A 26,007-nucleotide genomic window follows, 5' to 3' on the forward strand; every position below is an offset into this window, starting at 1 on the left:
TCGGATCGATTATCAGAAAGCAGGACGGCCTTGCCATGGCGCTGGGGCCGTCTTTGTTTTTACTGCGAATTGTATTCAGCCAATAAATGGCACTTTATTTGCACTACAGCCGTTGTACACATATAACTTTACAAAGACGTTGGATGCTGGACCCATTTTAGTACCCTATTCCATTGCCTACCGACGTCCAACCAACACATGCAATTTTCCGATTTATCATTAATTGATCCCATCCTGAAGGCCCTTGCCGAAGAAGGATACACCAACCCTACCCCTATTCAGGAAAAAGCCATACCGATTTTGTTAAGCCGCCGGGACCTCCTGGGTTGCGCCCAAACCGGAACCGGTAAAACAGCCGCCTTTGCTATTCCAATCCTGCAATTACTGAGTGAAGACCGCAGCAAAAGTACGGGTGGCCCACGACGCATCAAGACGCTTATTCTGACACCAACCCGTGAATTAGCCATTCAGATTGCCGAAAGCTTTACCGCTTACGGTCGCTATTTGAACCTGCGTAGTACGGTTATCTTCGGTGGTGTTTCGCAGCATGCCCAGGTAAACACATTAAAGGCAGGCGTGGATGTACTTATTGCTACGCCCGGCCGCCTGCTCGACCTTATGAACCAGGGCTTTATCTCGCTCCGTGATGTACAGTTCTTTGTTCTGGATGAAGCCGACCGGATGCTCGACATGGGCTTTATTCACGACGTAAAAAAGGTTATTGCCAAGTTGCCGGAGCGCCGACAATCGCTGTTCTTCTCAGCAACTATGCCAGTTGATGTAGCCAAACTTGCCGACACAATATTGCATAATCCGGCCAAAGTTGAAGTGACGCCCGTCTCCTCAACGGCCGACACCATTGAACAGGCCATGTATTTCGTCGGGAAAGATGACAAGCGTAAACTGCTTGTGCATATCCTTGACGACAAGAATATTAAATCGGCCCTTGTTTTCGCCCGGACCAAACACGGTGCTGATAAGGTGGTGAAAGACCTGTTGAAAGCAGGCATCGGCGCTGAAGCCATTCATGGCAACAAGTCGCAGAATGCTCGTCAGCGCGCTCTGTCGAACTTTAAAAGCCGGGAAACGCGCGTGCTGGTTGCCACGGATATTGCCGCTCGTGGAATCGACGTCGATGAACTGTCGCATGTGATCAACTACGAGTTACCGAACATTCCCGAAACCTATGTTCACCGCATCGGTCGGACAGGGCGGGCGGGCCATGATGGTATTGCGCTCTCGTTCTGCGATGCCGAAGAAACCGAATTTCTGCGCGATATTCATAAACTGATCGGCAAACGCGTTCCGGTTATTAACGACCACCCTTACGCGCTTACTATATCGGAATCAACCATTTCGCCTGCTCCTGCCCGTCAGGGGCACGGCCGCAATGACAATCGCCGGGGTGGTGGCCGTCCAGGAAATACTAACGGACGCTCAGCCGGATCGTCGAACAATGGTGGCGGACAGTCACGCCACCAAAGTCAGCGCCCACGGTCGGAAGGCCAGGGTAGCAGTTCATCAGCACCGCGTGAGCGTAACACAGAAAGCAGCCGTCCAAGCCGCAACACCAGTCGTCCGCAGCCGCAAAGCCGGGGCACAGGCAATAGCCGGTTCAGCAATTCAAATCCTGACAAGAATTACTAGGACCAGCAATTACCTAATCATAAAAAGAATGGCCAGTAAACGAAGCTTCGTTTACTGGCCATTCTTTTTATAGTGTCAGATGTAAGTATCGCACCAGCGACCCGGCTGACACCACCAGGAAACGAGCTGTTTATTTCTGGCGCTATGGCATGACGTATAGTAACAATACCCATCCTTTTTGCTTTTGACGTAGATTTGTCAGACTACCCCTTAAGCTCCATGACACGCTTACTTTGTGCGCTACTCGTTTGTGCGGTACTAGCCCTTGGCTGGTCTCGCTTTACCCAAAATACCACGGATACCAAGCCAAACGATTATACAAACTGGGGCGAATACCTCGGGGGGCCGGACCGAAGCCATTACTCGGCCCTGACCCAGATTACCCCCGAAAATGTCAAGACCCTGACAGTAGCCTGGACGTATGCCACGCCCGATAGCGGACAGATTCAGGCTAATCCAATCATTGTTGACGGGGTCTTGTACGGGGTAACGCCCACCGTGCAGGCCTTTGCTCTCGATGCGGCTACGGGTAGAGAAATCTGGAAATTTGGTACGCCAGACAAGCAATCGTTGAGCACCAGTCGGGGAGTTACCTATTGGCAGTCAGCCAAACAAGCTGCTAGTGGTGATCCGGAAGCCCGAATCCTATACACCGTTGGCTCGTCGCTCTACGCCCTGGATGCCAAAACCGGAAAACCCATTTCGAGCTTCGGACAGAACGGCCATATTGATCTGCATGAGGGATTGGGCGAGCAGGCCAGGGATAAATTCGTTATTTCCAACACACCTGGTACCATCTTTGAAGACCTGATTATCATGCCCGTCCGCCTTTCGGAAGGAGCCGATGCCGCACCGGGTCATGTACGGGCGTTCAATGTCCGCACGGGCAAACTGGCCTGGACATTCCATACCATTCCGCAACCCGGCGAATACGGGTATGATACCTGGCCAAAAGAAACCTACAAAAATACGGACGTGGGTGGCGCCAATAACTGGTCGGGTATGGCTGTTGACCGGCCACGGGGTATTCTTTACGTGCCAACCGGTTCGGCCGCGTTTGATTTCTACGGCGGCAATCGTAAAGGGCAAAACCTGTTTGCCAACTGCTTGCTGGCGCTGGATGCCCGCACCGGCAAACGGCTCTGGCACTTTCAGGCCGTTCACCACGACATCTGGGATCGTGATTTCCCGGCCCCACCAAACCTCCTGACCGTTACCAGCAAAGGCCCCGACGGTCGGCCCAAGCGGGTCGATGCCGTCGCTCAGGTTACAAAATCGGGCTTTGTTTTTGTATTCGACCGGGTTACGGGCAAGCCGCTTTTCCCCATCACGGAAACGCCCATGCCCAAATCCGACGTGCCCGGCGAAGAAACCTGGCCCACACAACCCATACCTGCCCGGCCGGCTCCGTTTGCCCGTCAGAATTTTGGCGAAGCTGACCTGAACCCCTATTCCACCGAGCGGGACTCCCTACTTGCGCAGTATCGACGCAGTGACCGGGGTACCTTTCAACCGCTCAGCCGGCGGGGTGCCTTCATTTATCCTGGTCTCGATGGCGGGGCCGAATGGGGCGGGGCTGCCACCGACCCCAATGGCATTATGTATGTCAACGCCAACGAAGCCGCCTGGCTGATTGCGCTGAACCTGGCCCCCAAACAGGATGAACTGGCCCACCTCACGTTGGGGAATCGCCTGTACACCACCACCTGTTCGAGCTGCCATGGAGCCGAACGCAAGGGCAATGCCACGAGCGGCTACCCATCGCTGGTTAATATTGGGCAACGACGTGACCGGGCGTATGTGACGCAGATTATTGGTCATGGGAAAGGCATGATGCCGGGCTTTACTCAACTGTCAGCCGCAGAAAAGCAGGCTCTGGTCGGCTTTCTTTTTGATGACGAAAAGATAGAAGCCATTGGAAAAGTAGCCAAGGGCAGCAAGACGCCATATGTGCCCTACAAAATTTCGGGCTACACGAAGTTCCTGGATAGCAAAGGGTTGTCCGGCATTTCGCCCCCCTGGGGAACGTTAAACGCCATCGATCTGAATACAGGCGAGTACCTCTGGAAAATTCCTCTGGGCGAAGAACCCGAACTAGCCGCCAAAGGCATTCATAACACAGGCGTGGAAAACTATGGCGGCCCGGTTGTAACGGCGGGTGGCCTGCTGTTTATTGGGGCGACAAAAGACGGGAAGTTCCGGGCATTTGATAAAAAGGACGGCAAACTGCTTTGGGAAACGACCTTACCGGCCGCCGGGTTCGCCACGCCAGCCACGTACCAGGTGGGTACCAAACAATATGTAGTCATCGCCTGTGGCGGAGGAAAACTTGGGCAAAAGAAAGGCAACCAGTACGTGGCGTTTGCGTTGCCGTAAAGAGCATTCGCTCGTCTATTAAAAGCCTTAACTCATTAATTAACAACCCTTCACAGCATGAAAACTCTCTTTTATATTGGAATTGCCGGGTTGCTCCTGTTTGAAGTAGCCAACGTCTATTTCATTATGCCAATGCCCGGTAGCCAGCGTATGAACAGCCTCGATCTGGCTTACTTTCTGTATCGATGGCGGTGGGTATTCCGGGCTGTTTTTGGCTTATTGATTGTAGCAGGTGCCCTGTCGGCCATCAGGCAGTCAAGATGGGGCGCACTGATCGCGCTGGTGCTGGTGGCGGGGGTTGGCTACGCCTTTAATTTCCGAATGGCAGCCGACCACATGTTTTACCAACCCACCTCCGTACAACTCCAGCCCGCCAGCCACAATACCGTCAAATCAGATCGGGAGATTCTGGGCATCGAGGTGAACGGGCAGGCCAAGGCGTATCCCATTCAATTTATCGGGTATCATCATCAGGTGCTGGATACGATTGATGGGCAACCCATTATGGTTACCTACTGCACCGTTTGCCGGACCGGGCGCGTGTTTCGACCAATCATAAACGGGAAACCTGCGACTTTCCGGCTTGTCGGCATGGACCACTTCAATGCGATGTTTGAAGATGCGGGTACCGGAAGCTGGTGGCGTCAGGCAAATGGCGAATCCGTTGCCGGAGTGCTCAAGGGCGATACCCTGCCCGAAGTATTCAGTGAGCAGATGACGCTGAACCAATGGATGTCCCTGCATCCGAACAGCCTCGTCATGCAACCCGACACGACCTTTTCGGAGCGGTACACGAAGATGGATACCTACGAGCGCGGCAAAGGCAGCAGCGACCTTACCCGAATGGATAGCCTGTCGTGGCATGATAAATCGTGGGTGGTGGGCCTGAGCGTTGGCAAACATAGCAAAGCCTACGACTGGAACCGCCTGAAACGCGAACGCCTGATTCAGGATACACTCGCCAACCGGCCGGTTTTACTGGTCCTGGCGAACGACAATCGTTCCTTTTTCGCTTATGAGCGCCCGGCTTCTGCCAGCCACTTCGTACTGCATCATGACACGCTTAGCGATGGAAAACAAACCTATGCCTTTAGTGGTCGTTCGCTGAGTGCCGGTCCTGGGCTCGTTCGGCTGCCTGCTCATCAGGAGTTTTGGCATAGCTGGCAAACCTTCCATCCGGCTACCGGACGATACTAATTTCAAACCTATAGGGTCATAAAGCGCTTGTACACCTATCATGTACACCCATTGGCCCGATGACGCTTCGTTATTTCCTTTTCTTTCTGCTGCTTTCAGCAACCAGTTTCGGGCAACAATACCGGATCATCGACCGCAATGCCATTGGCTGGTATGTCTACAACGGCGATCATAAATTGAGTAAACGCTGGGAAGTACACACCGAATACCAATGGCGACGGGTGGAACTGATTCAGTCCTGGCAACAGTCGCTGGCGCGGCTTGGACTGGGGTATACATTGAGTGACCAGGTAAAACTGGCGGGTGGCTACACCTTCTTTACCACATACCCTTATGGCGATTTTCCCGTTGCCGACGCGGGCGTTCCGACGATCGAGAGCCGAACGCATGAAGACATTCAACTCAGCGCAACGGCGGGCATCGTTAACCTGAGTCACCGATTCCGGCTCGAACAGCGGTGGCTTGGAATCGGGGCCGATGCGAATCCGCGCCATATCGAAAGCTGGGAGTACCAGAATCGGGCGCGCTACCAGATTTCGGGCACGGTTCCACTGCAGGGGGCAGCCATCGACGATGGCGAATGGTACGCCAATTTCTTCGATGAGCTGTTCATTGGCTTCGGCCATCAGGTCGAACAAAATGTCTTTAACCAAAATCGGATTTCAGGCGGTTTGGGCTATCAGTTTCGGGACACGTTTAAAATTGAACTCAATTACCTCAACCAGATTACGCAGCACCCTGAACTGGAGCCTAGTACACAGAAACCCGTCTTCGAAATCAACAACGGCTTCCGGCTGAACGTGAAATACGACCTGGATTTTAGCAAAAAGTGAGGGTTCCACAAATAGACGATCAGTCTACCCGCCATAAAAATGGCCACCCTGGTTTAGCAGGATGGCCGAATCAGGATCAGCGACCGACGGTCAATTTGATCGTTATTTCCCCATGCTTTGTAGGGCCTTCTGCATTTGCTCGGCCACCAGCTGATTACCCGCTTCGTTCAGGTGTACGCGATCGGTGGTCAAAATACCCTTCTCTTTATTATCGGGATTGTTCTTCAGATTGTATTCCAGAAACGCCTTCCGCAGGTCGATCAGGGGTATGTTCTGCCGTTTTGCCAGATCGCGGATCAGTTGGCTGTATTGATTCAAATCGCCATCCTGCTGGTTACTGAAATCCGTTTTCTCGCCAATGGCAGCTGGCGTACACAGCATAACTTTGGCATTGGCGGCCTGAAGTTTCCTGATGACGGCTTCGTAAAATTTCACAAACTTATCGGGATCGGTCCCCGTCCCGTATGAGGCTTTGTGCCAGACATCATTGACGCCCACCCATACGATCACGACATCGGGCTGTTTGGCGAGTACGTCATCGTCCATACGCAGGAACAAGTCATAGATTTTATTGCCTCCGATACCAGCACCGAGCAGTTCGAACTGCTCGGCGGGAAGCATTTTTTTCAGGCGGTCGATGTAGCCGCCGGGGTTTACGCCAGCCTGGGTGATGGAGTCTCCAAAGAAAACAACTCGGGTCGGTTTGGCAACGGTCATGGCCAGTACGCCAACGGTAGCTATGAAAAGCAGAGATCGGATAAGTATAGTCATTCCTGATAAAGTAGCAAGCCCCGGTCCATTACTCATCTCCGGATTCATTTTATAAAACAGGTTACGGGCGTTACCAAAAAATCCCTTCATCGTCTGATAGGCGGTAACTTATTTCTTTCGAATAAGGATAAATCCAAAAACTGGTCAACCTAGTATATTCCTAAACTATGAGAGGATTAAATAAAGTAACCCTTATTGGGAGCATAACTAACGATGTCGAAATTCAGCAAGTGGAAGACCAAATCAGCGTAGCCAGGTTTGCCTTGACAACTACGGAAACCATTAAAGATCACCAAGGACAGATCCTGGCAAATACCGAACAACATACCGTTGTGTTACGGAAAGAACTAGCGGAACTGGCGCATAAATACCTGAAAAGTGGCAGTTTGATCTTTCTGGAAGGCAAAGTCAACACGCAGTGGGTTGACGATACAGATGGAAAAACGCATCACATAACCGAAATTATGGGCGAGCATATCGTTGTCCTCGACAAAGGCGATCCGATACCGGGGGATGACCAGCGAAAACTCAACTAGCGCACCAGCATCACCCGCCCGCTCCGGACAAAATATTCTTCCTTATTTCCCTGATTTATGACACTGTAGTGAACCGTCCAGGCGTATATATCTTCGGAGCAGGGGCGGTTGTGGTACATGCCATCCCAGCCTATATCGGCCTGCTGGCTAGAGAAAATGACACTTCCCCAGCGGTCATAAACCCGAAACGAGTAGGTCGAGAACAGACCTTCGTGGAATACCCGTAACTGATCATTGTAGGCATCACCATTCGGCGAAAACGCGTCGGGAACATAGATATCACTCAGTCGGCAGTTTTGGTCGATAACCTCGACCGTATCCCGATACAGACAGCCATTCAGGTTCGTTTCCAGCCAATAGCTGCCGGGCGTACCGACACGCAGGGTGGAATTTGTACTCTGATCCGACCATAAAAAGGAGGTGCCGGCTGGCCACGAATCCGGTTTCCCCAAAACCTTCGTAACGCCCTGACAAAGCGCCACGTCATCGCCCAGGGAAAAGGGACTATCCGGACGCCCGTTTACAACAAGTACATTCGATACGGCCGAACATTGGGCACTCCCCACGGCAGACGCGTTGATGGCTTGGGTATTTCGAAGTCGGTAATAGGTGCGCCCGGCGCGAACCTGATTAATACCGTAGGCTGCTGTCTGATTCGCGTTGGGTACGGGTACCCAGTTTACATTATCCTGGCTCTGCTGCCACATATAAACGGGGTTGATATACCCAGGAGCTGCGCCAACGGCCAGCTTAAGTGGAGTATCGGCGCAAACGGTCATTTCCGAAACGGATGAGCCGGGAAACTCAATGCTCAGAATCGGGTGGACGGGGCGAAAACTAATGTCGTCAATGGCCAGATCATTGCCGCAGCCGCCGAGCCCCTTATTGATGAGCTTGACGACAATGTCATTGCCGCTGGTGGGTATAGAAAACTGCATGGACAAGGGCGTCCAGACGGGCGCTGCCGAACGGGAAATGGCGGGCTGTACCACTTCGCGAATCAGTGTACCATCCGGCAACTCGATCCGCATGGCAATGATCGGGTTGCGCAGGCTGTAATCATCGCAGGCCCCCGCCTGCAGAATCCGGTTCAGGTTGAGCGCCCAAAGCGAGAACTCATACACGACGCCGGGACAAAGGCCCACTACTTTCTGGCTATAAAATTCGCTGGGCTGGTACGATGCGTTGACAACGAACATGTTGCCCCGAACGTCGTTGGGTGTATGATCTTCCGGTACGGCATGCCAGGCCTGTCCGTGGCAGCTACCCGCCACGGTGTCCATAACACTGTACTCACCGTCGTCGGGACAGCTTTTCGACACATACTTGAAATTGGTCAAGCCCGGCGCCAGCGGACCCGTTGGCCCCCTGCCAAACGTTTCACAAATGATAGCCCCCTCACTGCACTGCGCCCGGCACACGATGGGTGCGATCAGGACCAACAGCAGGGCAAGGGCCACCGCACACTTATTCATTCATCGACGTCTTTGTATCGTGAGGAGCCTGGGCCACGAAGAGACCACCCAACCGCCGTAGCTCGGTACCTACTTTCAGCCATAGGGCTCTTGCATAACTTCCATTGCCTTCTACCCGAAGCGTACGGGTACCGGTCCAGACACGAGCTTTCCTCGACTTCACTAATTTCACCTTGCCATACTGCAACATATCGAAACACATCCGGCCATCTTCGCCCCGGACTTTTCGCATGACATACCCGATTTTAAGGGCATATTTGCGCTCATACCCGATACTGATGCCATACGCATTCAGGTGGGGGCGCTTCACATGACGAGCCGTTGCCAACGTGTCTTTCAGGGATTCATGAATCGATAATACCCAGCGCGGAAAACCCGGCGCGGGGATGAAAGAATACCGGCCACACACACAGATGACCCCCGGCTGCTGCAAGACGGCCATCATTTCGTTCAGCCATTCGGGGGGGTAGATCCCGTCGGCATCGGCCGTCAGCAGGTATTTACCCCGCGCCTGCTCCAGCCCCATCTGCCGGGCCGGGCCCCAGCCCTGTATGGGCTGAAACACCGACCGAACGTGTAGTTTATCCAGCGTTTTCTGCATCTGGTCGGTCGAGTTGTTATTGACAACCAGAATCTCCATTGGAATGGACGTTTTCAGTTTAGCCAGCGAGGCAATACTACGGAGAATATTCACCTCTTCATTCCAGGCCGGAATGACAACACTGACCAGGGGCTCGGGATGCTGAAGCGCATCCAGATCCTTGTTGATCGCATCGAACGTCGATTGCGGCACGTCGTCGTACGACGTATAGGGGAAGTTGAACTGATCAAGCCAGGTTGGCGCGTTGAAAATAGACATAGCGTGTCGTTGATAAAGGTCGAACTTAGGAAACCACCATTTTGGGCATTGCCTTACCGGATCGATCCGGTGCAGGCGGCTGAAGAATTAACTCAACATGTCGATGGGTGAAGACAGACATCACATGAACGCAGGCCAGGCAGATGAGCACAAAAAGCAATTCGCTCATGGCCGAGTGCGGCACCTTCATCAGCTTGAAAAAAAGCAGATCCATAACCGTCAGCACAAGCGTGTGATTCAGGTAGTACGAGTAAGAAAGCTTTCCCAGAAACGCAAGCCGTTGGCTGGCCAGCAGCTTAGCTAGAGCGCCCGATTCGCGGGAGAAAACGACAATGACCACGGCAAACAGAAAGGGCATCAGCCAGCTCTCCCGGTGCGTGAATAAATTGACCGCCACGATGGTCAGTATAAAGAGAGAAACCTCCACAAAAGAAAACTGCCGATAACTGAATCGGAGGGACAACTGCCGGTTCATTCGGTAGGTGAACATGCCGATGAGGAAGCTGTACAGGCAACGCACAAATCCATAATCGTAGTTGAAAATGATATTGCCGTCATGCCGGACAATAAACCAGCCTATAAGACTGAAAAGGAAGCCGCCCATGAGCAGCAGGTTTTTACGAAACAGAACCAGACACAACGCCCACACGATGTACGTGTAAAACTCGACGCTGATGCTCCAGCTTGGCCCGTTCCAGGTAACCTGATCGAAGAGGTTCAACGATTGCGTCAACGTGAGGTTGGCGATAAACGACGGCAGGTTCTTGTCGCTGGCGAAGACGGGAAAACTCAACTTAACAACGTACCGATCCAGGCCGTACCGCACTATTTCGAACCCCAGCACAAGGAGCAGCGTAAACAGATGAAGCGGATACAGGCGGTTAAACCGTTTTCGTATGAAAGGCCACACACTGGCTACATTGGTGATCCGGTCATAGTTGCTGTGGGTAATGACGAAGCCCGACAACACAAAAAAGAAATCGACAAAAATGTCACTTTTGGCAATGAAGGCGATACCGGACAACAACTCCAGGTGCTGTAAATGGAACAGGATTACCATAATGGCCGCCATCCCCCGAAACGAATCAACCGCTTTAAATCTCATGACACGATCAGGCTAAGGATTTATAGACGTCGAGGGTCTGATCAATGGATTTCCGAAGCGAAAAATCGCTCAGCCGCTGGGTTCCCTTCGCCACCAACTGGTCTCTCAACGTCGAATTGGTCAGCAGGTCGGCCAGTGTTTCGGCCAGGTCGTCCAGATCAGTCGGTCTGAAATACACCGCAGCATCCGTTGCGACCTCGCGAAAGCACTCCGTATCACTCAACAGAATGGGGCATTTGGCTTTGAAGGCTTCCAGAATAGGCAACCCGAACCCTTCATAGAGCGAAGGATAAGCAAACACCTGGGCATGCTGGTAGAGGTAATTGAGCTGTTCATCCGTGGCACCAATGTGTCTGACGCGGCTCGTCAACTTTAGTCGTTGAATAAACTCAAGATCAGCCACTTCCAGCTTTCCGCCACCAGCAAGAACGACATTCAGTTCCGGAAACCGAGGAGCCAGTTTACTGATCGCGTTCAGAAAGAGATAAAAGTTCTTGTACCCGCTCCGATCCCCCACAAACAGCACATATTGCTCGGGCAAATCGGGCACCGGCTGCGTCACCACCGGACTATCGAGATCAATGCCATGGTAGATCGTCCATACTTTTTTGGGGTCGACATCAAAAAAGCTGAGCATATCGTTCCGGGTCGTGTTCGAAATGGTGATGATGGCGTCGGCCCGCAGAATATTCTCCCGCTTCTGGCGGGTGAGTGGATCGAGCGCCCAGAAGTACTCCGGCAGCCGCTCGTAGGTCATGTCGTGAATGGTAATTACCAGCGGCTTCTTGAGCCGATTCATGTAGTAGGTATCGTAGTAGGTAGGATGAAAGACGTCGAAGTCCGATTTATCCAGCAGGCGTTTGCAGTAAAACTCGTTCAGCCGATAATCATAACGCTCATTCCGATTCAATACCTTATCGCTCAGGTTACCTTTCAGGGGAAGGGGCTCGTTCTGGATGTAGTGATTTTTGGCATGCATCACCCCCAGCTGATACGTAATGTCATTGGTCTGCTTTATTCCCTGAATAATATTGGCAAAGTACCGGCTGATGCCTCCGTATTTTTGGGTTGTAAACTTCTGATGGTCAATCAATACTTTAGTCATCGGATAAAGCGGTCGGAAAGGTGTTTCATTTTCGGAGAATTATAGGGCCATCCAGGTCGATGGCAACAGGTCTTTGGTATTCCAGGTAGGCTGTTGTTTATACCACTTCCGGGGCGTGATGACCAGTTTATCCGCGTGCGGGTTGAGCCAGGCACCCCACCAGCTAAAGGAACTGTTGGCAATAATATGGTGACGGCAATGACTCATCAGCACCAGATCGGCTACGTCGCCGTTGGGCCCGCTATTCTGAACAAAAACTGTATTGTCCGGAAGCGGCAGGTTCTCATGTACCCACGCGTGATCATCGCTGAAGACATACAACTGCGTGTTTTCATAATGGTCGTTCAGTTGCTGAAGCGCCTGTTTGTAATAGTCCAATCCCACGAAGCCGAAGGTCTTGCTGAACTCCGGGTGGTTCACGTAATCGCCCCGCCGAATGTGGATCGAAACGGGTGTCGGCGTATTGCCGATCTGCTGCCGGTAATGCGAAAACTCCGGACTGGGTACGTCCGCCAGGGTTAACTCCTGCCGGATTGTCTGGGCATTCTCTCGAAAATACGCTTCCGACTGCCAGAAACCTTCCAGAATGATACAGCCAGCGCGGGCATCGAGTATACTCTGATCGAAGTGAAAATGCTTTTCCTTCAAAAACCGAACGACGGGCGGCAAACTCCGGTTAGGCAACAGTTTGGTGGCTTTGGACACGTATTCCATTGGCGATTTCTGGAGGAGCCGATAAGGTACCTTGAAGTGATCCAGCTTAAACGGCCGCACCGTATCGTCGGCATACTCATAGAGGTAATAGCTTAAGTCCAGGTACAAAGCGGCTTTATTTTTCAGGGCAAGATGCCGACCCGTCGCATACTGAAAAAGCTGATTTCCTAAGCCACTGGTAATTCTGCTAATAATCATAGTAGGTCCGGCTCCGGGCAGATTTTTAATCTTCAATACGTGTCCTTGCGGATGGAAGACTAAATTAAATAAGTTTTATATATTTATTATTTGTAAATCTAAAGTTAACGTTTATGCAATTTATGTCAAATAAATAGACCAGAAAATTGGCAAACTTTAGTAGTTGGCGAATAAATGCGCCAACACGCCCTCCCGGTCTTTGGCGTGCAGGATAGTGGCCCCGGATAACCGGGGAAACAGGTTTTCGTATTCGTTAAAGGGGTGCTCTTTTCCCCAATCCGGGTTAGACAGGATAATATTGGTGCCCCCGAAACAGCTTGCCAGGGCGGCTGTTCCCCCGTGCATTGAAATAAAATGGCTGCAGTTGGCGTAAACCATCAATTGCAGGTGATTATAATTGGCAACCGTCGCCGGATGATACTGCGCAAACAGATCATCCATCAGCACAACATCCGGATGGTTTTCCCGCAGCCACGCGTGCTCGTTCAGGACCATCGTTTCGCTGTTATCCTGCACGATGTGCGTGGGTAAGGGCCGATTGTAAATGATCTGATAGGTAGACCCAACCCGCCTGATAATTCGATCGAGGGTCGGAATGTCCAGAAAGTTGATGGGCGGCTGGTCCCATTCGATGTTGTACTTGTTGGCAATGACCAGAATAGGTTTGTCGAAAACGAAAACATCATTTTTGAAATGCGTTTTATACGGCACCGGCACCCACTTGCGGAAGCTGTAGGAATTGCTGTGCGTCATGTTAGGCACGTCGTAGTGCGCGTAGGATTCCGTCCAGACCCGTTTCTCGAACCGCTCCTCATGGTCTTCGCTGAAGAAATAAAACTCCTTCGTATGCCGGGTCGAAATCGTTTTACGAAGCGTACCATTCAGGTGATGCCAGTAGGCGAAGGGCAATACATAGCGTAATTCCTGATCGAACTCGCCATGATAACTGATCACTTTATACTTTTTCTTCAGGACATAATCGCGCACCACATAACGCCCCTGAACCAGCTTGCAGTAGTAGTTATCCCGCACAAAATACCATAGATCGTGGGGCAGCTTCGGGTAGGAAAGCCGGGCGACGACATACAGGGATTTCAACAGCAATTTTTGCATAGAATCAGGCAGCTTTGCCAAACGTTTTCAGGTCGTTGATCGGGTATTTGTAGCGAATCGTCAGGCCAATATAAATCAGTCCCCCCAGCAGAATTTCCACTAGTGTATTGACCGTATTGATTGTATCGTCATACGATTTATACAGCAGAATGGCAGCCGCCATCAGCAGGCAGAACAGGATCGGCTTGCTGATATTCTGGGCAAACTCGCCCAGGAACGAGCCTATCAGCGACTGAACAATGCCAAAGTTAAACAGCAGGTTTACGAGCGTTGCCACCAGAAAAGCCGACGCTATACCGACGACGCCCCAGTACTGAGCGAATAAAAAAACCAGCGGAATCTTAATGACGAGCGTAATGATGTTGAGAAAAAAGAGCAGCTTCGGCTTCCCTTTCGAAAAGGCCAGCGTAAACAACGGATTACTGAGAAACGTGAATATGCTGACGAAAACAAAAATTCGGATCAACAGCACCGTTGGCTCCCAGCCGGGTCCGTAGAACAGGAACACCACGCTATCGGCCATGATAAACAGACCCGCCAGCAGCGGCAAATTCACGTAACTGAGCAGGTCGAGAATGGTCAGATACGACTTTTTCAGTTCGTTGGTGTCGCCTTTCAGCCGGGCCAGAATCGGGTAAGCAACCTGAAGAACAATCGGGTTGAGCCGTTGAATGGGAAACACAGCCAGTTGCGAGGCCAGGGTATAATAGCCTAGTTGCTTCACCCCAAGCATACCCCCAACCAGAATATTGTCGGAGTTGGCCTGAATAAACCCAACAATGCCGTCGCCAACGTTATACAACCCAAACCGGAGGTGATCCTTGATCAGACTCAGATCGAACGTAGGCACGGGTTTGAACAGCTTTCGCCCGTACAGCAGTTGAAGAACCGATTTAATGCCCTGCTGCGCCAGTTGCCCATACATCAGCGATAATTCAGCATACCCATTGTAGGCCAGCAGAATGGTTACGCTGCTTCCGATAACGGTTCCGGCAATATCGATGCAGGCAACGGCCTTGAACTGAAGTTCTTTCTGAAGCAGAAACAGGTAGATCTGCCCAACGTAAACAATACTAAAATACAAGGACGACAATTTGATGACCTGCTCCAGCCGGGGTTCTTTGTAATAAGCCACCACCAGCGGCCAGCTAAAGAAAACGACAACACCGATCAGCAGCCCCAGGATCAGATTAAGCAGATAGATCGTCGACAAAACGCGCCGGTCCTCCTCCTGCTTGTAAATGATGGAATTGGAAAATCCCAGGTTGGCGAAAATGCTGAAGAAGGCAATCATCAGCGTACTCACGCTGATGATCCCGAACACCGACGGCTCCAGCAACCGGGCCAGAATGGCAACCTGGCCAAACTGAAAGATGGTGGAAATAGCCGTGGACATCGTCATCCATTTGCCCCCGCTAAGCGCCTGTTGTTTCTGACTCATTTGGGTTGCGGGTCAAGTACTTTTTCGGTTGGCGAGGCACCGGGCACCACCAGGTTAGGTTCTGTATAGCGTTTGGTACGCACCAGTCCCTGTTCGATATCTTCCAGGGTTGGCGCATCGTTATCGCTGCCCTCCACTTTATTGAGCGCAATCAGCATCGGATGTCTAACTGCTTTGGCGTAGAGCCCGAACAGTTCTCTATCCCGACGCCCCCAGAGCGTGTGTACCGTAAGCACCATGAGCGACACGGCACTCTGGTTGACCAGATGCAGCGGTATCGGGCTACCCACGAGTGCGGGCAACTCAAAAATAATTTTGTTCACCGTGCTCATCAGCGGCATATCGCCATTGACCGTTAGCTGCTCCGGCTCCCGCACATTCATAAAATTGGGATGTAGTTCGTAGGGTAGAAAAATGATATTTTCCTGTTCAAACGACTTATCCGCATCGGACAGCCGGGGGTAAAAATAAGCCACCTTCTCGCCCGATTCGGCATACATCCGGGCCAACCCGTGCGCACACCAGGTTTTCCCCTGCTTCGACCGCATACTGAATAGAGTGATGAGGGGCGTTTGGTCCGCCGGTCGCCGGTGCTCGATTTCGATGTTGATGGCATTGCCCAGTTGCTCGAACATACCAACAGCCGCCCGGCCAGCCTTTGATTTAGCCTCAAACTTTTTAACCAGCGGAAATACGGCCGTCATGGATTTACCCAGTACTTGTTCGGCCTGCTCCAGGGAGTTTATCCGCTTATCGACCCAGAAACGGATGGCTGCCAGCACCAAGGCAACAACAAGGCCCACACCAGCCGCAATGGCCGTGAACAGCCAGCGCTTGAGGGCTTGTGCCGACAGCGGAAAGGCGGGCGGGTCCAGTACCGATAACGACCCGTCGATGCTAATATCCTGCCGATGCGTGGTAGCCTGATTCAGCGACTGTACCAGACCCAGGTATTCTTTCTCGGCGATATCCATGTCGCGGGTCAACTGACGCTGTTCCGATTCCAGCGGGGTAAACGTCGTGGATTCAGCCTGATAGTCGTCCAGCCGTTTTTTGACGACGCCCATCCGGGCTCCCGACTCTTCATATTCCAGTACTTTCGTCAGCCACTCGTTCACCAGTTTCATCTTTGGAACCGACTCCGACCCATTATCGGCCGCAAAATAAGTCTGGGCGATCTGCTTCAGTTCATCCGAGGCCTGGTTGATTTTAGCCTGGTATTTATCCAGAACTGCCTGCGGCTGACCATTCGTCCGGGCGGTAATCAGCCGGGATTCAGCCGCGGTCAGTTCGGCTTGTTTATCGGTCAGCGCCGTGTTGATCTTGAGCAAACTCCCCCCCTGGGTCATCCGCTGATTCAGGGCGTTCATGGCCGCTTTGGCCGCCTGGTTCCGCATGACTTCCTGATTGTACTCGGCAACCAGAGCCTCGCGGGTAATGGAGCGCGTTTTCAGTTCTTCCTCGAAGTTGAGTACGTTGTGCTGCACATTGAATGCCTTGAGCTTAGCCTCCGCATTATCCAGTTGGCGCTTGGCCTCTTTCGCTTTGTTTTCGTAGTAGCCAACCACGGGATTGGTTTCCCCCCGCTTCAGGGCAGTGTACCGCTCGTTGAGTTCCGTAATGGCCAGTTTCAGCGTCTGCTGAACCACAGCGGGGTCATCCCCTTCATACTCCAGGTCCAGCATATCACTGCCGCTCCTCCGGGTTGCTTTCAGCTTTTTACCAATGTAGTCGGCGGTGTAATAGGAGTCGGACCCGATCAATAGCTGCCGGACGGGGTTATCCGTCGAGCTTTTCGCCAGGCTGTCGAGCCGCACGCGGGTATAGGCCAGGTCGCCAGACCGGAGCAGCGACTGCCGGAAGCTGGCCGGAATGGCCGTTTGCAGTGCCTGAAAATTAGCCGCCGAAAGTTGTCGTTCGGATGGCTTGGTGAGTTGCAGGTGCTCGGCCAGCAGGTTCAGGCCAACGTAATAGAGCGTCTGGTTGGAGGTCAGCGTTGTCAGGATATTGTCAAAGGCGTTGCTGACCGCCGAGTAATCCGTCTGAAAGCCCTCCTGCGCCGACCGCAGGGTATAGCCCGACGTTAAGCCGGTATACAGGGTTGCCTTGGTTTTGTACACCTTCGTCTCATGGCGCATCAAATAATACACCGTTCCACCAGCCAGGCAAGGGAACAGAATAAACCAGATAAGATGCTGTTTCAGGAGCCGGGTAAGTCCTTGAATAGTCATGTGGTTAATTGCGTTTCAGTTGATGAATAGGTACCCCAACGGATAATTCCAGTGCGTATATGCTTTTGATGAACTGGGTCTTGGCCTGCTCCACGGTCGATCGGGTTTCGGCATAGCGGTTACTGTTGAAGGCGTGGGTTTCGGGAGTGATTTTCCCCTTTTGCAGCTCGACTTCCCCAATCCGGTAAGCGGCCAGCGATGCCTGATCGTCGCGCAGGCGGATCTGCAAAATGCGCTGGGCCAGAATAATATCCTGGTATAAGTTGAATACGTCCCGTTTCAGCAGAATCTCGGCCGTTCTACGACGTTCCAGCGTGGCTTCGTAGTTGGCCTGGGCTAAGCGGATCTGGTGCGGCCGGCCAAACAGATCATGGATGCTGATGGCTACGTTGACCCCGGCCCGGTAGCCATTGGAGATTTGCCCCAGCTGATCCGTAACGTTGGTGCCGGTAGACAGGATAGCCTGGTTACCCGTCGAGTAGTTGGCGTAGCCCGTAAAGTTTTGCAGCACCTGCAGTTTGGCTAACCGGTAGGCCGCGGCCTGTGAGGTGGCCACCGCTCCCTCAAATTTTACGGATGGGGCATAGGCCAGTGCCAGTTTGAAGATCTCATCGAACGGCACAAGCTGAATGGCAATATCCTTGTCAAAGTCGAACCCAATGCTATCAATGGGCAAACCATCGGCCGCCGTAATGGCTGGTTTGACCGATACGGGTGCGGGGCTGGCAACCTGCCCGTAACTGACAGTTGCTACCGTAGCCCATAGTACCAGACTCAGCAACCATCGACGCGTAAAGTGATGAAAACGATTCATTAATAATGTGGTAAAGTCGTGCGTTATAGCGTATTTGTTAGTTTATTATTGAACTACGTGTTCCTGTTTCAAGGCCGTGGGCAAGCGTTGAATCACCACATCAAACTCCCTGGCCCGCTGCTCCCAGGAGTTCGCCTGCGCCATCTCGACCCGTTGCCGGATGCGTTCCTCATCGGTATCAGCCAGTGCCCGCCGAAGCGCATCGACAAAGCGATCCGGACGGTCGGCCAGCTCAATGATTCCGGCAAATTCATCCAGTATCGAGAAAGGCGTGGACACAACCGGCAAGCCAGCCGCCAGGTATTCATTGATCTTGAGCGGGTAAATGGTGTAGGTGTGCTTGTTACACACAAACGGGATGATCCCGACACTGAACTTTGCCAGCAGTGGCGGTAACTCGGCAGGCTGACGGGGCGGAATGAACCGCACATTCGGGAAAGTAGCTAGCCGCGCCGGTAACGTAGGGTCATGAACCTCACCAATGAACTGAAACTCAACATCCGGCATGTTCTCCGCGCAATAGGCCATCAGCTCCCCGTCAATCCGGTTGTCGGCCGAGCCCAGATAACCAACGACCGGCCTGGTAGGCGGCTCCTGCTGCGCCAGCTGCCGCGTGCGATTGAACAGCTCGAAATTGGCGCCGTTCTTGACGCAAAACGTCCTGGGTTGCAGCCGGGCCTTATCCTGCCGCAGGGTTTCAGAGGTTGTCACGACGGCATCGACACGCCGGATAAATTCGTCTTCGAAGCGATCGCCATGCCGGCTCATCCAGTCGCCGGCTGCGGTGATCTCGTCGAAACAGTAATAGATCGTAGCGCATTCATTCAGCTTACCCAGCAAAGGCAAACCAATCACCGGATTATAGGCATTGATGATCAACGGCTTACGCATGCCCAGTTGGCGCATGATAGCCCGCAGGCCACCAGCCAGCCGGTTCGTATTCCAGTGGAGTAAACGATCATGCGCCGTAGGTGGCAACCAGTTGATGGGCAGCATCAGGGGCGGGTGCCAGACGTAAAGTTCTCCGCCGTGTTTTGTCGACATTTTGGTTAATGGGCTGCGTAGACGCAGGGTTTCCCGAACCGGCATCTCCTTCCGACCAACCGCCAGGTCTTTGACGGTATACATGTAATCGACAAACAGCACCCGATGACGAGCCGATAACTCGGTCATCAACTGCACCACGGCCTTCTGAAAATCGCCCGCCCAGGGTGTTTGGGTCAGGCAGATGATACTGTCAAATTGCGGCATAAGGTTCGGGCGTTATAAGGCTGCGTTCGCCATGAACGGAACCGGAAAGGGTCGGCTGGCTATCCCATCGATTGCAGGAAACGACCAGCATGGTACTGATAAACACGATACTGCTGGTCGGAAACTGCCCCAGTACGGGGTTGGAATAGCCCATAATGGCCATGCCGACAAACTCGGCCAGAAACGCATACATGACCTTGATCATCCACGGGTCTTTCAGTTGCCAGACCCGGTATACGCCTATTCCGGTAATCCCGATCAGCATCGCGATGTATAGCGCGACCCCTACCCGGCCGGTTTCGATCCAAAGCTCAACATACCAGCTATCGGGCGGAATTTGGGCGGCCCAGTGCCAGGGGGAAAACCGCGCGCCCATATCGGTCGATGTGCCGATGCCTGCCCCAAAAGGAAGATCGGCCAGGTACGCCTTGAGCTTTGCCTGGTTCTGGAGACGAAGAATAAACGAGGGATCATTCATGGGCGTCAGCGCCGAGCGCATGCGCTGCACCTGGTAATTTGAGCTCCCCACGCTGGTAAACATCAACAGCAAAAACAAGGGAACCGATAAAATCATACCGATCATCAGCTTCGGAAAATCGCGCTTGAGGAGCAGGTAAAAGGCAAAGCCACCCACCATCACAAACAGGGCACTGCGCGTTCCTGAGATGGCATATCCCCAGAAATAAACCAGGGTAAGGGCTGTATAAGCTATCTTTTTCTGGAGTGTTTTCTCTTCGAAAACCCGAATGAGCGCCACCAGCGTCACCCCGGCCATTTCACCCCCGAACTGAGCCGCATCCGAATAGAACGAGAAGCAGCGGAGTTGGCCAAAGAGCATGTGCGTCCGGGCATTGAATCCGCTGTTCAGCCAGACGACCTCGGCGGACGACAGACCCAGATACTGCTGTTTGAATCCCCATAAGGCCGCCAGAAACGACCAGATCAACCAGGTGTTGACGAAAATCCGGACATCCCGGCGTGTAAGGGGTATAACCAGCACAGCGCAGGCAACAATGATCCAGTGCAGCGAAAAGGGGCGCACGTGAAAAAACCAGGCCGGGCGATACGGTGCCTCCGGGTTGATCAGTTCAATAACGGTGTATAGAAACCAGATGGCAATCAGGGCAAATGCCCCGGTGCGCAACCGGTTCCACTCCATCCGCTGGCCGTTCAGAAACAGGCTAAACAGCGTCAGAAACAACAAGCCATCAATGAGCAGGCCCACGGGCAGTTGAACCAGCAAAAAGCGGGTGAACCCGATGACATAACTCAACTGCACATACAGAAACAAGCCCCAGCGCGGTTGCATAAACACCAGCATGACCAGTCCGATGGCGATTGGGGCCACAATAGCCAGTACGGCCCCCGGTACACCCAGCTGACTAACAAAATAGCCTACAGCCATGGTGTAGATACCTCCGAAGAGCGTAAACAGCCAGAACTGATTTGACCTGAGATTGCTAGAAATAGAAAAGGCAGATAGGGGCATGCTGATTCCGAGTAGTAGTTTGTCGCGTAGTGTCCCTAATTCGTTACCACCGCATCAAACGGCTTGGCTACGGGCGACGATTTTCCTTCGGGATGGATTTTGTTTACCGTATGCTTCAGATTCCAGACAACCGCATCGCGCACGGCTTTCAGATAATCGGGTTGCCAGCGAAGCATATACTGAAGGAGTGCTTTGGGCAGAGCCAGTCCCAAATAGTAGGTGCAGAAAACCAATAGCGGCAGTTTTCCCACATTTCGGCGCATGAACCACAGCCGGTTACGCGTGTGGTAATACACCTTCATGGGGTTTTGCTTGCCCACGCTCATCGATTCGCGGTGATAGATCAGGGCCTGGGGCTGGTAATAAATTTGAAAGCCTGCTTTGCGTATCCGCATCGACCAGTCCAGTTCTTCGTAATAGAGGAAAAAACTGTCGTCCAGGCTACCCACCCGATCCAGCACCTCCCGGCTAACCAACATGGCAGCCCCGTGCGCAAAATGAGTGGCTTTAGCCTGGTCATGCTGTCCCTGATCGGGCTCCATCAGCCCAATGGCCCATGTCCGACCCGTGTATTTGTTGAGCGGATGGTACCCGGCATACTGAATAATGGTTGGCTGGTCGTAGTACCGAATTTTAGGGCAACAAACACCAATCGTTGAATCCTGAAAGAAGGGCTTGATCAACTGATCCAGAAGATCAGGGGTAACAATCGTATCGTTGTTCAGCAAAAAATAATAGTCACCCTTCGCCTGCTGAATTCCCAGGTTATTTCCGCCGGAAAACCCAAGATTCTCGGCACTAACGATCACGCGCACATTAGGATAGTTACCCTGCCGTATTCGCTCGGTCGGGTCTTCTGCCGATCCATTATCGACAACGATAATCTCATAATTGGGATAGGTAAGCTGCCGGGTTGACTCCAGCAGGTCACACGTTACCACCGCCTGGTTATAGTTGATCGTAATGAGGGATATGAGTGGTGTTGTATTTATCCGTTTTACGTCTGCCATACGTTCTACAGGCTACCATCCTGGGTAGACCATTACCCTAGGTTTTGCCATCGCTATCATATATATCAATGCACCCATAAAGATAAATCCAATATTTACTTTTTCTAAATAAAATAAATAAAATATATTCTAATATCTTCATTAAGAGAATCTATTATTTATAATTTACCCCATTTAATAATACCTAAAAATGTGCGCTTCACCTGAATCGTTGCCGGAAGATCTAAGTCAGGCAATCCATCCCTTTCATAGTCAGGCACTTTATCCGATCGGGCTGGGCCGATGCGTTTTATGCAGCGACGCCTGGTTTCGGTGCACCGAAACCAGGCGTCGCTATAACCTGTACTTGCTGCCATCGTGAGGCAGAATCACTAGGTTAGTTTTTAAGCACTTTGCGCATGACCCGTTCGTCGCCCTGCTTTATTTCCAGCAGGTAGTTTCCGGCAGGCAGTTGAGACAGATCAATCTTGCCCGAAAAATGGGTACCCGTATTAGCGATAACGAGCCGCTGGTGCATCTGCCCGGTCCCGGCATTGAAAAGACGTACGCGAATCGGGGCCGTAGCGGCCCGCTCCGCCTGAATCGACACGAAATCGACCGTTGGATTAGGGTATACCTGCACCGACTCCTCAAGACTTTTCACGTCTGTTACCGCGGCCGTTCGTGCACTGGGCGCTACATTACCGGGCACCACAAACAGGGGCGTTTCGGTTACCGTCAACGGCACTTTACCCAGATTGGTCGTGACCACTTCCATGTCCATGTCATTACTCCCAGCCTTGGGGCGGTAAATCCGGGCCTGTGTCACATTACCCAAATCCAGCGTGTAGGATGCCGTACGGCCCACTTCATCCGGAACTACCAGCATGTACATGGAATTGCCGCTTCGCTCATACCGATCCACGAATGGATCCCGGGCAAGCGTTTCTTTATACACGTAATTCCCGAAAAGCTTTTTCGTCTGGAAAAGATAATCAGCCGCCGGGCGCCGGGTCATGTTATCCCCATTGGCCAGCCCCGATGTTCCAAACATTCCCCCGCCCGAATTGTCGTCGTACAGTTGATAGAAAAACACCTTTTCGATTCCCATCCGGGCATAAAACAACGCCGTTCTCAGGATCCAGTCGCCCTGCGTTTCCAGAGCCGATTTGTTTCCGATGGGTACGGCCCGCAGCGGACTTCCCTGGTTGACATCATAGCCAGCCTCCGTAATCCAGACCGGCATATCGTAGGATTGCCGGTGGGCCGTTTGCCGGAAATCCTCGGCAATTTTGTTGATCGGCGTTACTTCCGGAGCCGCACCCCGCGTGGAGTTACCACTCTGCGACGACGACGTATTATCGGAATACATGTGGTAGTTGATAATGTCCCAGCACAGATTGACCGAGCCGTCGGGTTTGTAACCGCGGTACTGCTTGCACCAATCGATCATCCCTTTTACATAATCGGACCCGCTCGATGCCGACGCCAGCCCCCCAATCACTACTTTCACGGAAGGATCGGCGTTTTTAACCCCGACGCCTGCGCCCATCGTATTTTTATGACCGTCGTAGAAGGCCGATAGGTTGGCCGCATATTCGCGGGCCGTCTGGTAGGCTTTTCGGCCCTTCCACCATTTGTCACGCTCATTCTCGCATTCGATGTATTTGATCAGCCCCAGGCCGATTTTAACCGAATTCGGCGTATCGCCCGTCCAGCGCGGAGTTGAATTAACGCTCAGTAAGGCCGGGTTCACGTTTGGGTTGTAGCCATAGCGCGCCATGTACTGGAAACCCATTTTTGCCTGTTCCAGATACGAGTTCGGGTCGGCGAAGTCTTTTCCGTAGCGCAGGGGTGTGTTTTCCGCATCCCGCTGATCCTGCGGATAGGTATTGACCATCCAGTCCGGAATCGTTTTCACGCAGGCCAGCACGTCGATACCTTCGGCTTTGCAGCGTTCATAGATCGCGTCGAAGTTCCAGCCTCCGCTCATCGTTGGGTTGTAGGAGTAGCTTCCCTCGGTCGATTCAAGTTTGTTCCAGTCCATGTAATGCCGAATACCAGAGAAGCTTTTCACGATGTTCATCTTGGCCTCATTGATCATCCAGGGCGAATTACCATCTTCGAAATTCCACTCGTAGGCGTTCACGCCCAGCATATCGCCCAGTTTGACGGACTTTGCCGGCGTCGGTGTCGGCTGCTGGCTGGGTGGGGTATAGGACCCATACAGTTCTATCTCCGTCGGGAAAGAACCGTAGGTATTGATAACCAGATACCGGGCATTGGCAATGGGCTGATCCAGCTTGAACTTGACATTACCGGTCGTAGAGCGGTCGGGGTACGGACCAACCCAGGCGGCATAGTCGCTACCCGTGAAGGTGGCAATGGGAATGCGCTGCCACTGATCCGTGATGATCGCCAGCGTCATGGGTGTATCCTGACACGAGCCGACAAAATCGTAAAACCGTAAACTTTCCAGCGTCATCGACTCCCCAGGCAGCAGCGGGTAATAGGCATCGTACTGCGGTAACACTTTTCCCCAGCCCGTTTCAACGTTGGTATCGGTGACGCCATCGAACAGGCCCTGTAGCCCATTACTAACGTTTGTCAGCTGATACCAGCGTTTCGGATCAATTGGGATTTTCTTATTGGCCGCGATGATGGATGACGCCCGGACAACCTGCGTTTGGGTAACGTCGTTGGCGGCAAGGAACGACGAGGAAGCAGCTTGCGACGCCGTCAGGATGGCGGTTCCGGCAGCAACGACAGTAGCCTTCCACGAACCGGTAGCGTTCGACACGGACAAGACGGATGGGTTAGATGACGAAAACGTAATGGGCGTTTGGTTGTTGGTACTCGTGGCGACCAGCGCAAAATCGCCATCGTCGGTCGTCTTGTCGGGCAGTGCACCAAAACTGATTACCGACGGCGCAAGGGCCGTTCCTCCCGGCGTAATGTTGACCCAGTTGAAACTCCAGGCTCCGCGAACGGAGAAGATGCGCAGCACCTGGCTTCCCGCCTGTAGCGTGGCCGTGGTGCTGATGGTGGTCCAGTTCTGCCAGCCGCCCGTTCGCGGGACATCAATACTGCCCAACACCGTTCCCGACTCCGTCCGGATGTCGATGCGTCCATTTCCCCAGCTATTGGCGACCCGAAACTGGAACGTATAAATGCCGGCCGAGGGGGCCGTGACATTGTAATCCATCCAGTCACCGTCGTCGATGTAATTCAGGTCCGCCCCCCCATCGGTATCCGTTACCGGCTCAGGCCGGACATCGGTGGCGACATCGAAGCTTTCCGCTTCCACTTTTCCCGGAAGCGACTGGCCGGTTGTAATATCGAACCAGTTCAGATTCCAGTCGCCTTTCAAAACGTAAATCTGAATGGTCTGGCTACCGGCATTCAGGTGAGCGGTAGCCCCTGTCGTTTGCCAGTTCTGGATACCGCCCGTCCGGGGCACGTCGACGGTGCTCAGCGCGGTACCATCCGCCAGTCGGATCTGGAATTTCGAGCCATCACCGTAGCCATTGGCGACCCGGAAGCGAAATGAGTATACTCCGGTCTGCGGGACATTGATGCTGTACGTGAGCCAGTCGCCCGTATCGATGCTGTTGATGTTCTGTCCCCCCCCCTGATCGTCCGTGGTTTCCAGACCGATGCCCTGCATGGAGACGAAATTTTCTGCCTCGATCCGGCCGGGCACATTGATGCTTACCGGATTGATGGCAGGGGTAATGGATAGACTCGTCACTTCCGGCCCAACGGTTTGCCTACGATCCGTATGCAGGCTGGCCGTCAGGGCTATAGTAACACATGTAAAGATTGAAAGTAAACTTTTTTCCATGTAAGAGTTCATTTGTACT

The 26,007-nt window shown here is 52.7% G+C and carries 20 protein-coding genes; 5 read left to right on the top strand and 15 right to left on the bottom strand.

The window, feature by feature from the left end:
* The first annotated feature begins 198 nt into the window (after positions 1–198).
* The 4 genes from ACYU8Y_RS18095 (at position 199) to ACYU8Y_RS18110 (ending at position 6,053) form a co-directional block, all read left to right on the top strand.
* Entirely contained in the window at positions 199–1,647 is a 1,449-nt protein-coding gene (locus ACYU8Y_RS18095; RefSeq protein ID WP_460939459.1) for a DEAD/DEAH box helicase, read from the top strand.
* Between the two features lie 219 nt (positions 1,648–1,866).
* Positions 1,867–4,023 (top strand): outer membrane protein assembly factor BamB family protein, encoded by a 2,157-nt coding sequence (locus tag ACYU8Y_RS18100; RefSeq protein ID WP_460939460.1) that lies wholly within the window; start codon positions 1,867–1,869, stop codon positions 4,021–4,023.
* A gap of 57 nt (positions 4,024–4,080) precedes the next feature.
* Positions 4,081–5,220 carry a DUF3179 domain-containing (seleno)protein gene (locus tag ACYU8Y_RS18105; protein WP_460939461.1) on the top strand — a complete coding sequence of 380 codons (1,140 nt, stop codon included), beginning with the start codon at positions 4,081–4,083 and terminating at the stop codon, positions 5,218–5,220.
* A gap of 59 nt (positions 5,221–5,279) precedes the next feature.
* Complete coding sequence (locus tag ACYU8Y_RS18110; RefSeq protein WP_460939462.1) at positions 5,280–6,053, top strand: DUF2490 domain-containing protein; 774 nt, start codon at positions 5,280–5,282, stop codon at positions 6,051–6,053.
* Positions 6,054–6,155: 102 nt separating this feature from the next.
* On the opposite strand, the gene ACYU8Y_RS18115 is transcribed toward ACYU8Y_RS18110, so the two are convergent.
* Entirely contained in the window at positions 6,156–6,824 is a 669-nt protein-coding gene (locus ACYU8Y_RS18115) for an SGNH/GDSL hydrolase family protein (protein ID WP_460940320.1), read from the bottom strand.
* A 167-nt stretch (positions 6,825–6,991) separates the two neighbouring features.
* On the opposite strand from ACYU8Y_RS18115, the gene ssb reads away from it, so the two are divergent.
* Complete coding sequence (ssb, locus tag ACYU8Y_RS18120) at positions 6,992–7,360, top strand: single-stranded DNA-binding protein (RefSeq protein WP_460939463.1); 369 nt, start codon at positions 6,992–6,994, stop codon at positions 7,358–7,360.
* Here the strand turns inward: ssb and ACYU8Y_RS18125 are convergent.
* The 14 genes from ACYU8Y_RS18125 to ACYU8Y_RS18190 all read right to left on the bottom strand — a co-directional run bounded on the left by ACYU8Y_RS18125 (position 7,357) and on the right by ACYU8Y_RS18190 (position 25,988).
* Positions 7,357–8,835, bottom strand: a complete 1,479-nt coding sequence (locus ACYU8Y_RS18125; protein WP_460939464.1) for a T9SS type B sorting domain-containing protein — start codon at positions 8,833–8,835, stop codon at positions 7,357–7,359. The two genes, ssb and ACYU8Y_RS18125, sit on opposite strands and share 4 nt — an antisense overlap.
* Positions 8,828–9,694, bottom strand: coding sequence for a glycosyltransferase family 2 protein (locus ACYU8Y_RS18130; protein ID WP_460939465.1), 867 nt, complete (start codon positions 9,692–9,694; stop codon positions 8,828–8,830). Before ACYU8Y_RS18130 ends, ACYU8Y_RS18125 begins: the two co-directional genes overlap by 8 nt.
* A gap of 25 nt (positions 9,695–9,719) precedes the next feature.
* A complete protein-coding gene (locus tag ACYU8Y_RS18135) occupies positions 9,720–10,799 on the bottom strand; it encodes an acyltransferase family protein (RefSeq protein ID WP_460939466.1) in 1,080 nt (359 codons plus the stop codon).
* A 7-nt stretch (positions 10,800–10,806) separates the two neighbouring features.
* Positions 10,807–11,904 (bottom strand): glycosyltransferase family 4 protein, encoded by a 1,098-nt coding sequence (locus ACYU8Y_RS18140; RefSeq protein WP_460939467.1) that lies wholly within the window; start codon positions 11,902–11,904, stop codon positions 10,807–10,809.
* 39 nt (positions 11,905–11,943) lie between these two features.
* Positions 11,944–12,816 carry an alpha-1,2-fucosyltransferase gene (locus ACYU8Y_RS18145; protein WP_460939468.1) on the bottom strand — a complete coding sequence of 291 codons (873 nt, stop codon included), beginning with the start codon at positions 12,814–12,816 and terminating at the stop codon, positions 11,944–11,946.
* 156 nt (positions 12,817–12,972) lie between these two features.
* The gene (locus tag ACYU8Y_RS18150; protein WP_460939469.1) at positions 12,973–13,929 is read right to left on the bottom strand and encodes a hypothetical protein; all 957 of its coding nucleotides are present in this window, start codon (positions 13,927–13,929) and stop codon (positions 12,973–12,975) included.
* A gap of 4 nt (positions 13,930–13,933) precedes the next feature.
* A complete protein-coding gene (locus tag ACYU8Y_RS18155; RefSeq protein ID WP_460939470.1) occupies positions 13,934–15,370 on the bottom strand; it encodes an MOP flippase family protein in 1,437 nt (478 codons plus the stop codon).
* Entirely contained in the window at positions 15,367–17,601 is a 2,235-nt protein-coding gene (locus tag ACYU8Y_RS18160; RefSeq protein ID WP_460939471.1) for a GumC family protein, read from the bottom strand. Before ACYU8Y_RS18160 ends, ACYU8Y_RS18155 begins: the two co-directional genes overlap by 4 nt.
* Positions 17,602–17,605: 4 nt before the next feature.
* Complete coding sequence (locus tag ACYU8Y_RS18165) at positions 17,606–18,415, bottom strand: TolC family protein (protein ID WP_460939472.1); 810 nt, start codon at positions 18,413–18,415, stop codon at positions 17,606–17,608.
* Between the two features lie 45 nt (positions 18,416–18,460).
* Positions 18,461–19,666, bottom strand: coding sequence for a glycosyltransferase (locus tag ACYU8Y_RS18170; RefSeq protein WP_460939474.1), 1,206 nt, complete (start codon positions 19,664–19,666; stop codon positions 18,461–18,463).
* The gene (locus ACYU8Y_RS18175) at positions 19,653–21,071 is read right to left on the bottom strand and encodes an O-antigen ligase family protein (protein ID WP_460939475.1); all 1,419 of its coding nucleotides are present in this window, start codon (positions 21,069–21,071) and stop codon (positions 19,653–19,655) included. The genes ACYU8Y_RS18170 and ACYU8Y_RS18175 overlap by 14 nt, the downstream gene beginning before the upstream one ends.
* A gap of 119 nt (positions 21,072–21,190) precedes the next feature.
* Positions 21,191–22,165, bottom strand: coding sequence for a glycosyltransferase family 2 protein (locus tag ACYU8Y_RS18180; RefSeq protein WP_460939476.1), 975 nt, complete (start codon positions 22,163–22,165; stop codon positions 21,191–21,193).
* 158 nt (positions 22,166–22,323) lie between these two features.
* Positions 22,324–22,521, bottom strand: a complete 198-nt coding sequence (locus ACYU8Y_RS18185; protein ID WP_460939477.1) for a hypothetical protein — start codon at positions 22,519–22,521, stop codon at positions 22,324–22,326.
* A gap of 20 nt (positions 22,522–22,541) precedes the next feature.
* Complete coding sequence (locus ACYU8Y_RS18190) at positions 22,542–25,988, bottom strand: carbohydrate-binding protein (protein WP_460939478.1); 3,447 nt, start codon at positions 25,986–25,988, stop codon at positions 22,542–22,544.
* Positions 25,989–26,007 lie beyond the last annotated feature (19 nt).

It is taken from the genome of Spirosoma humi (assembly GCF_054776575.1).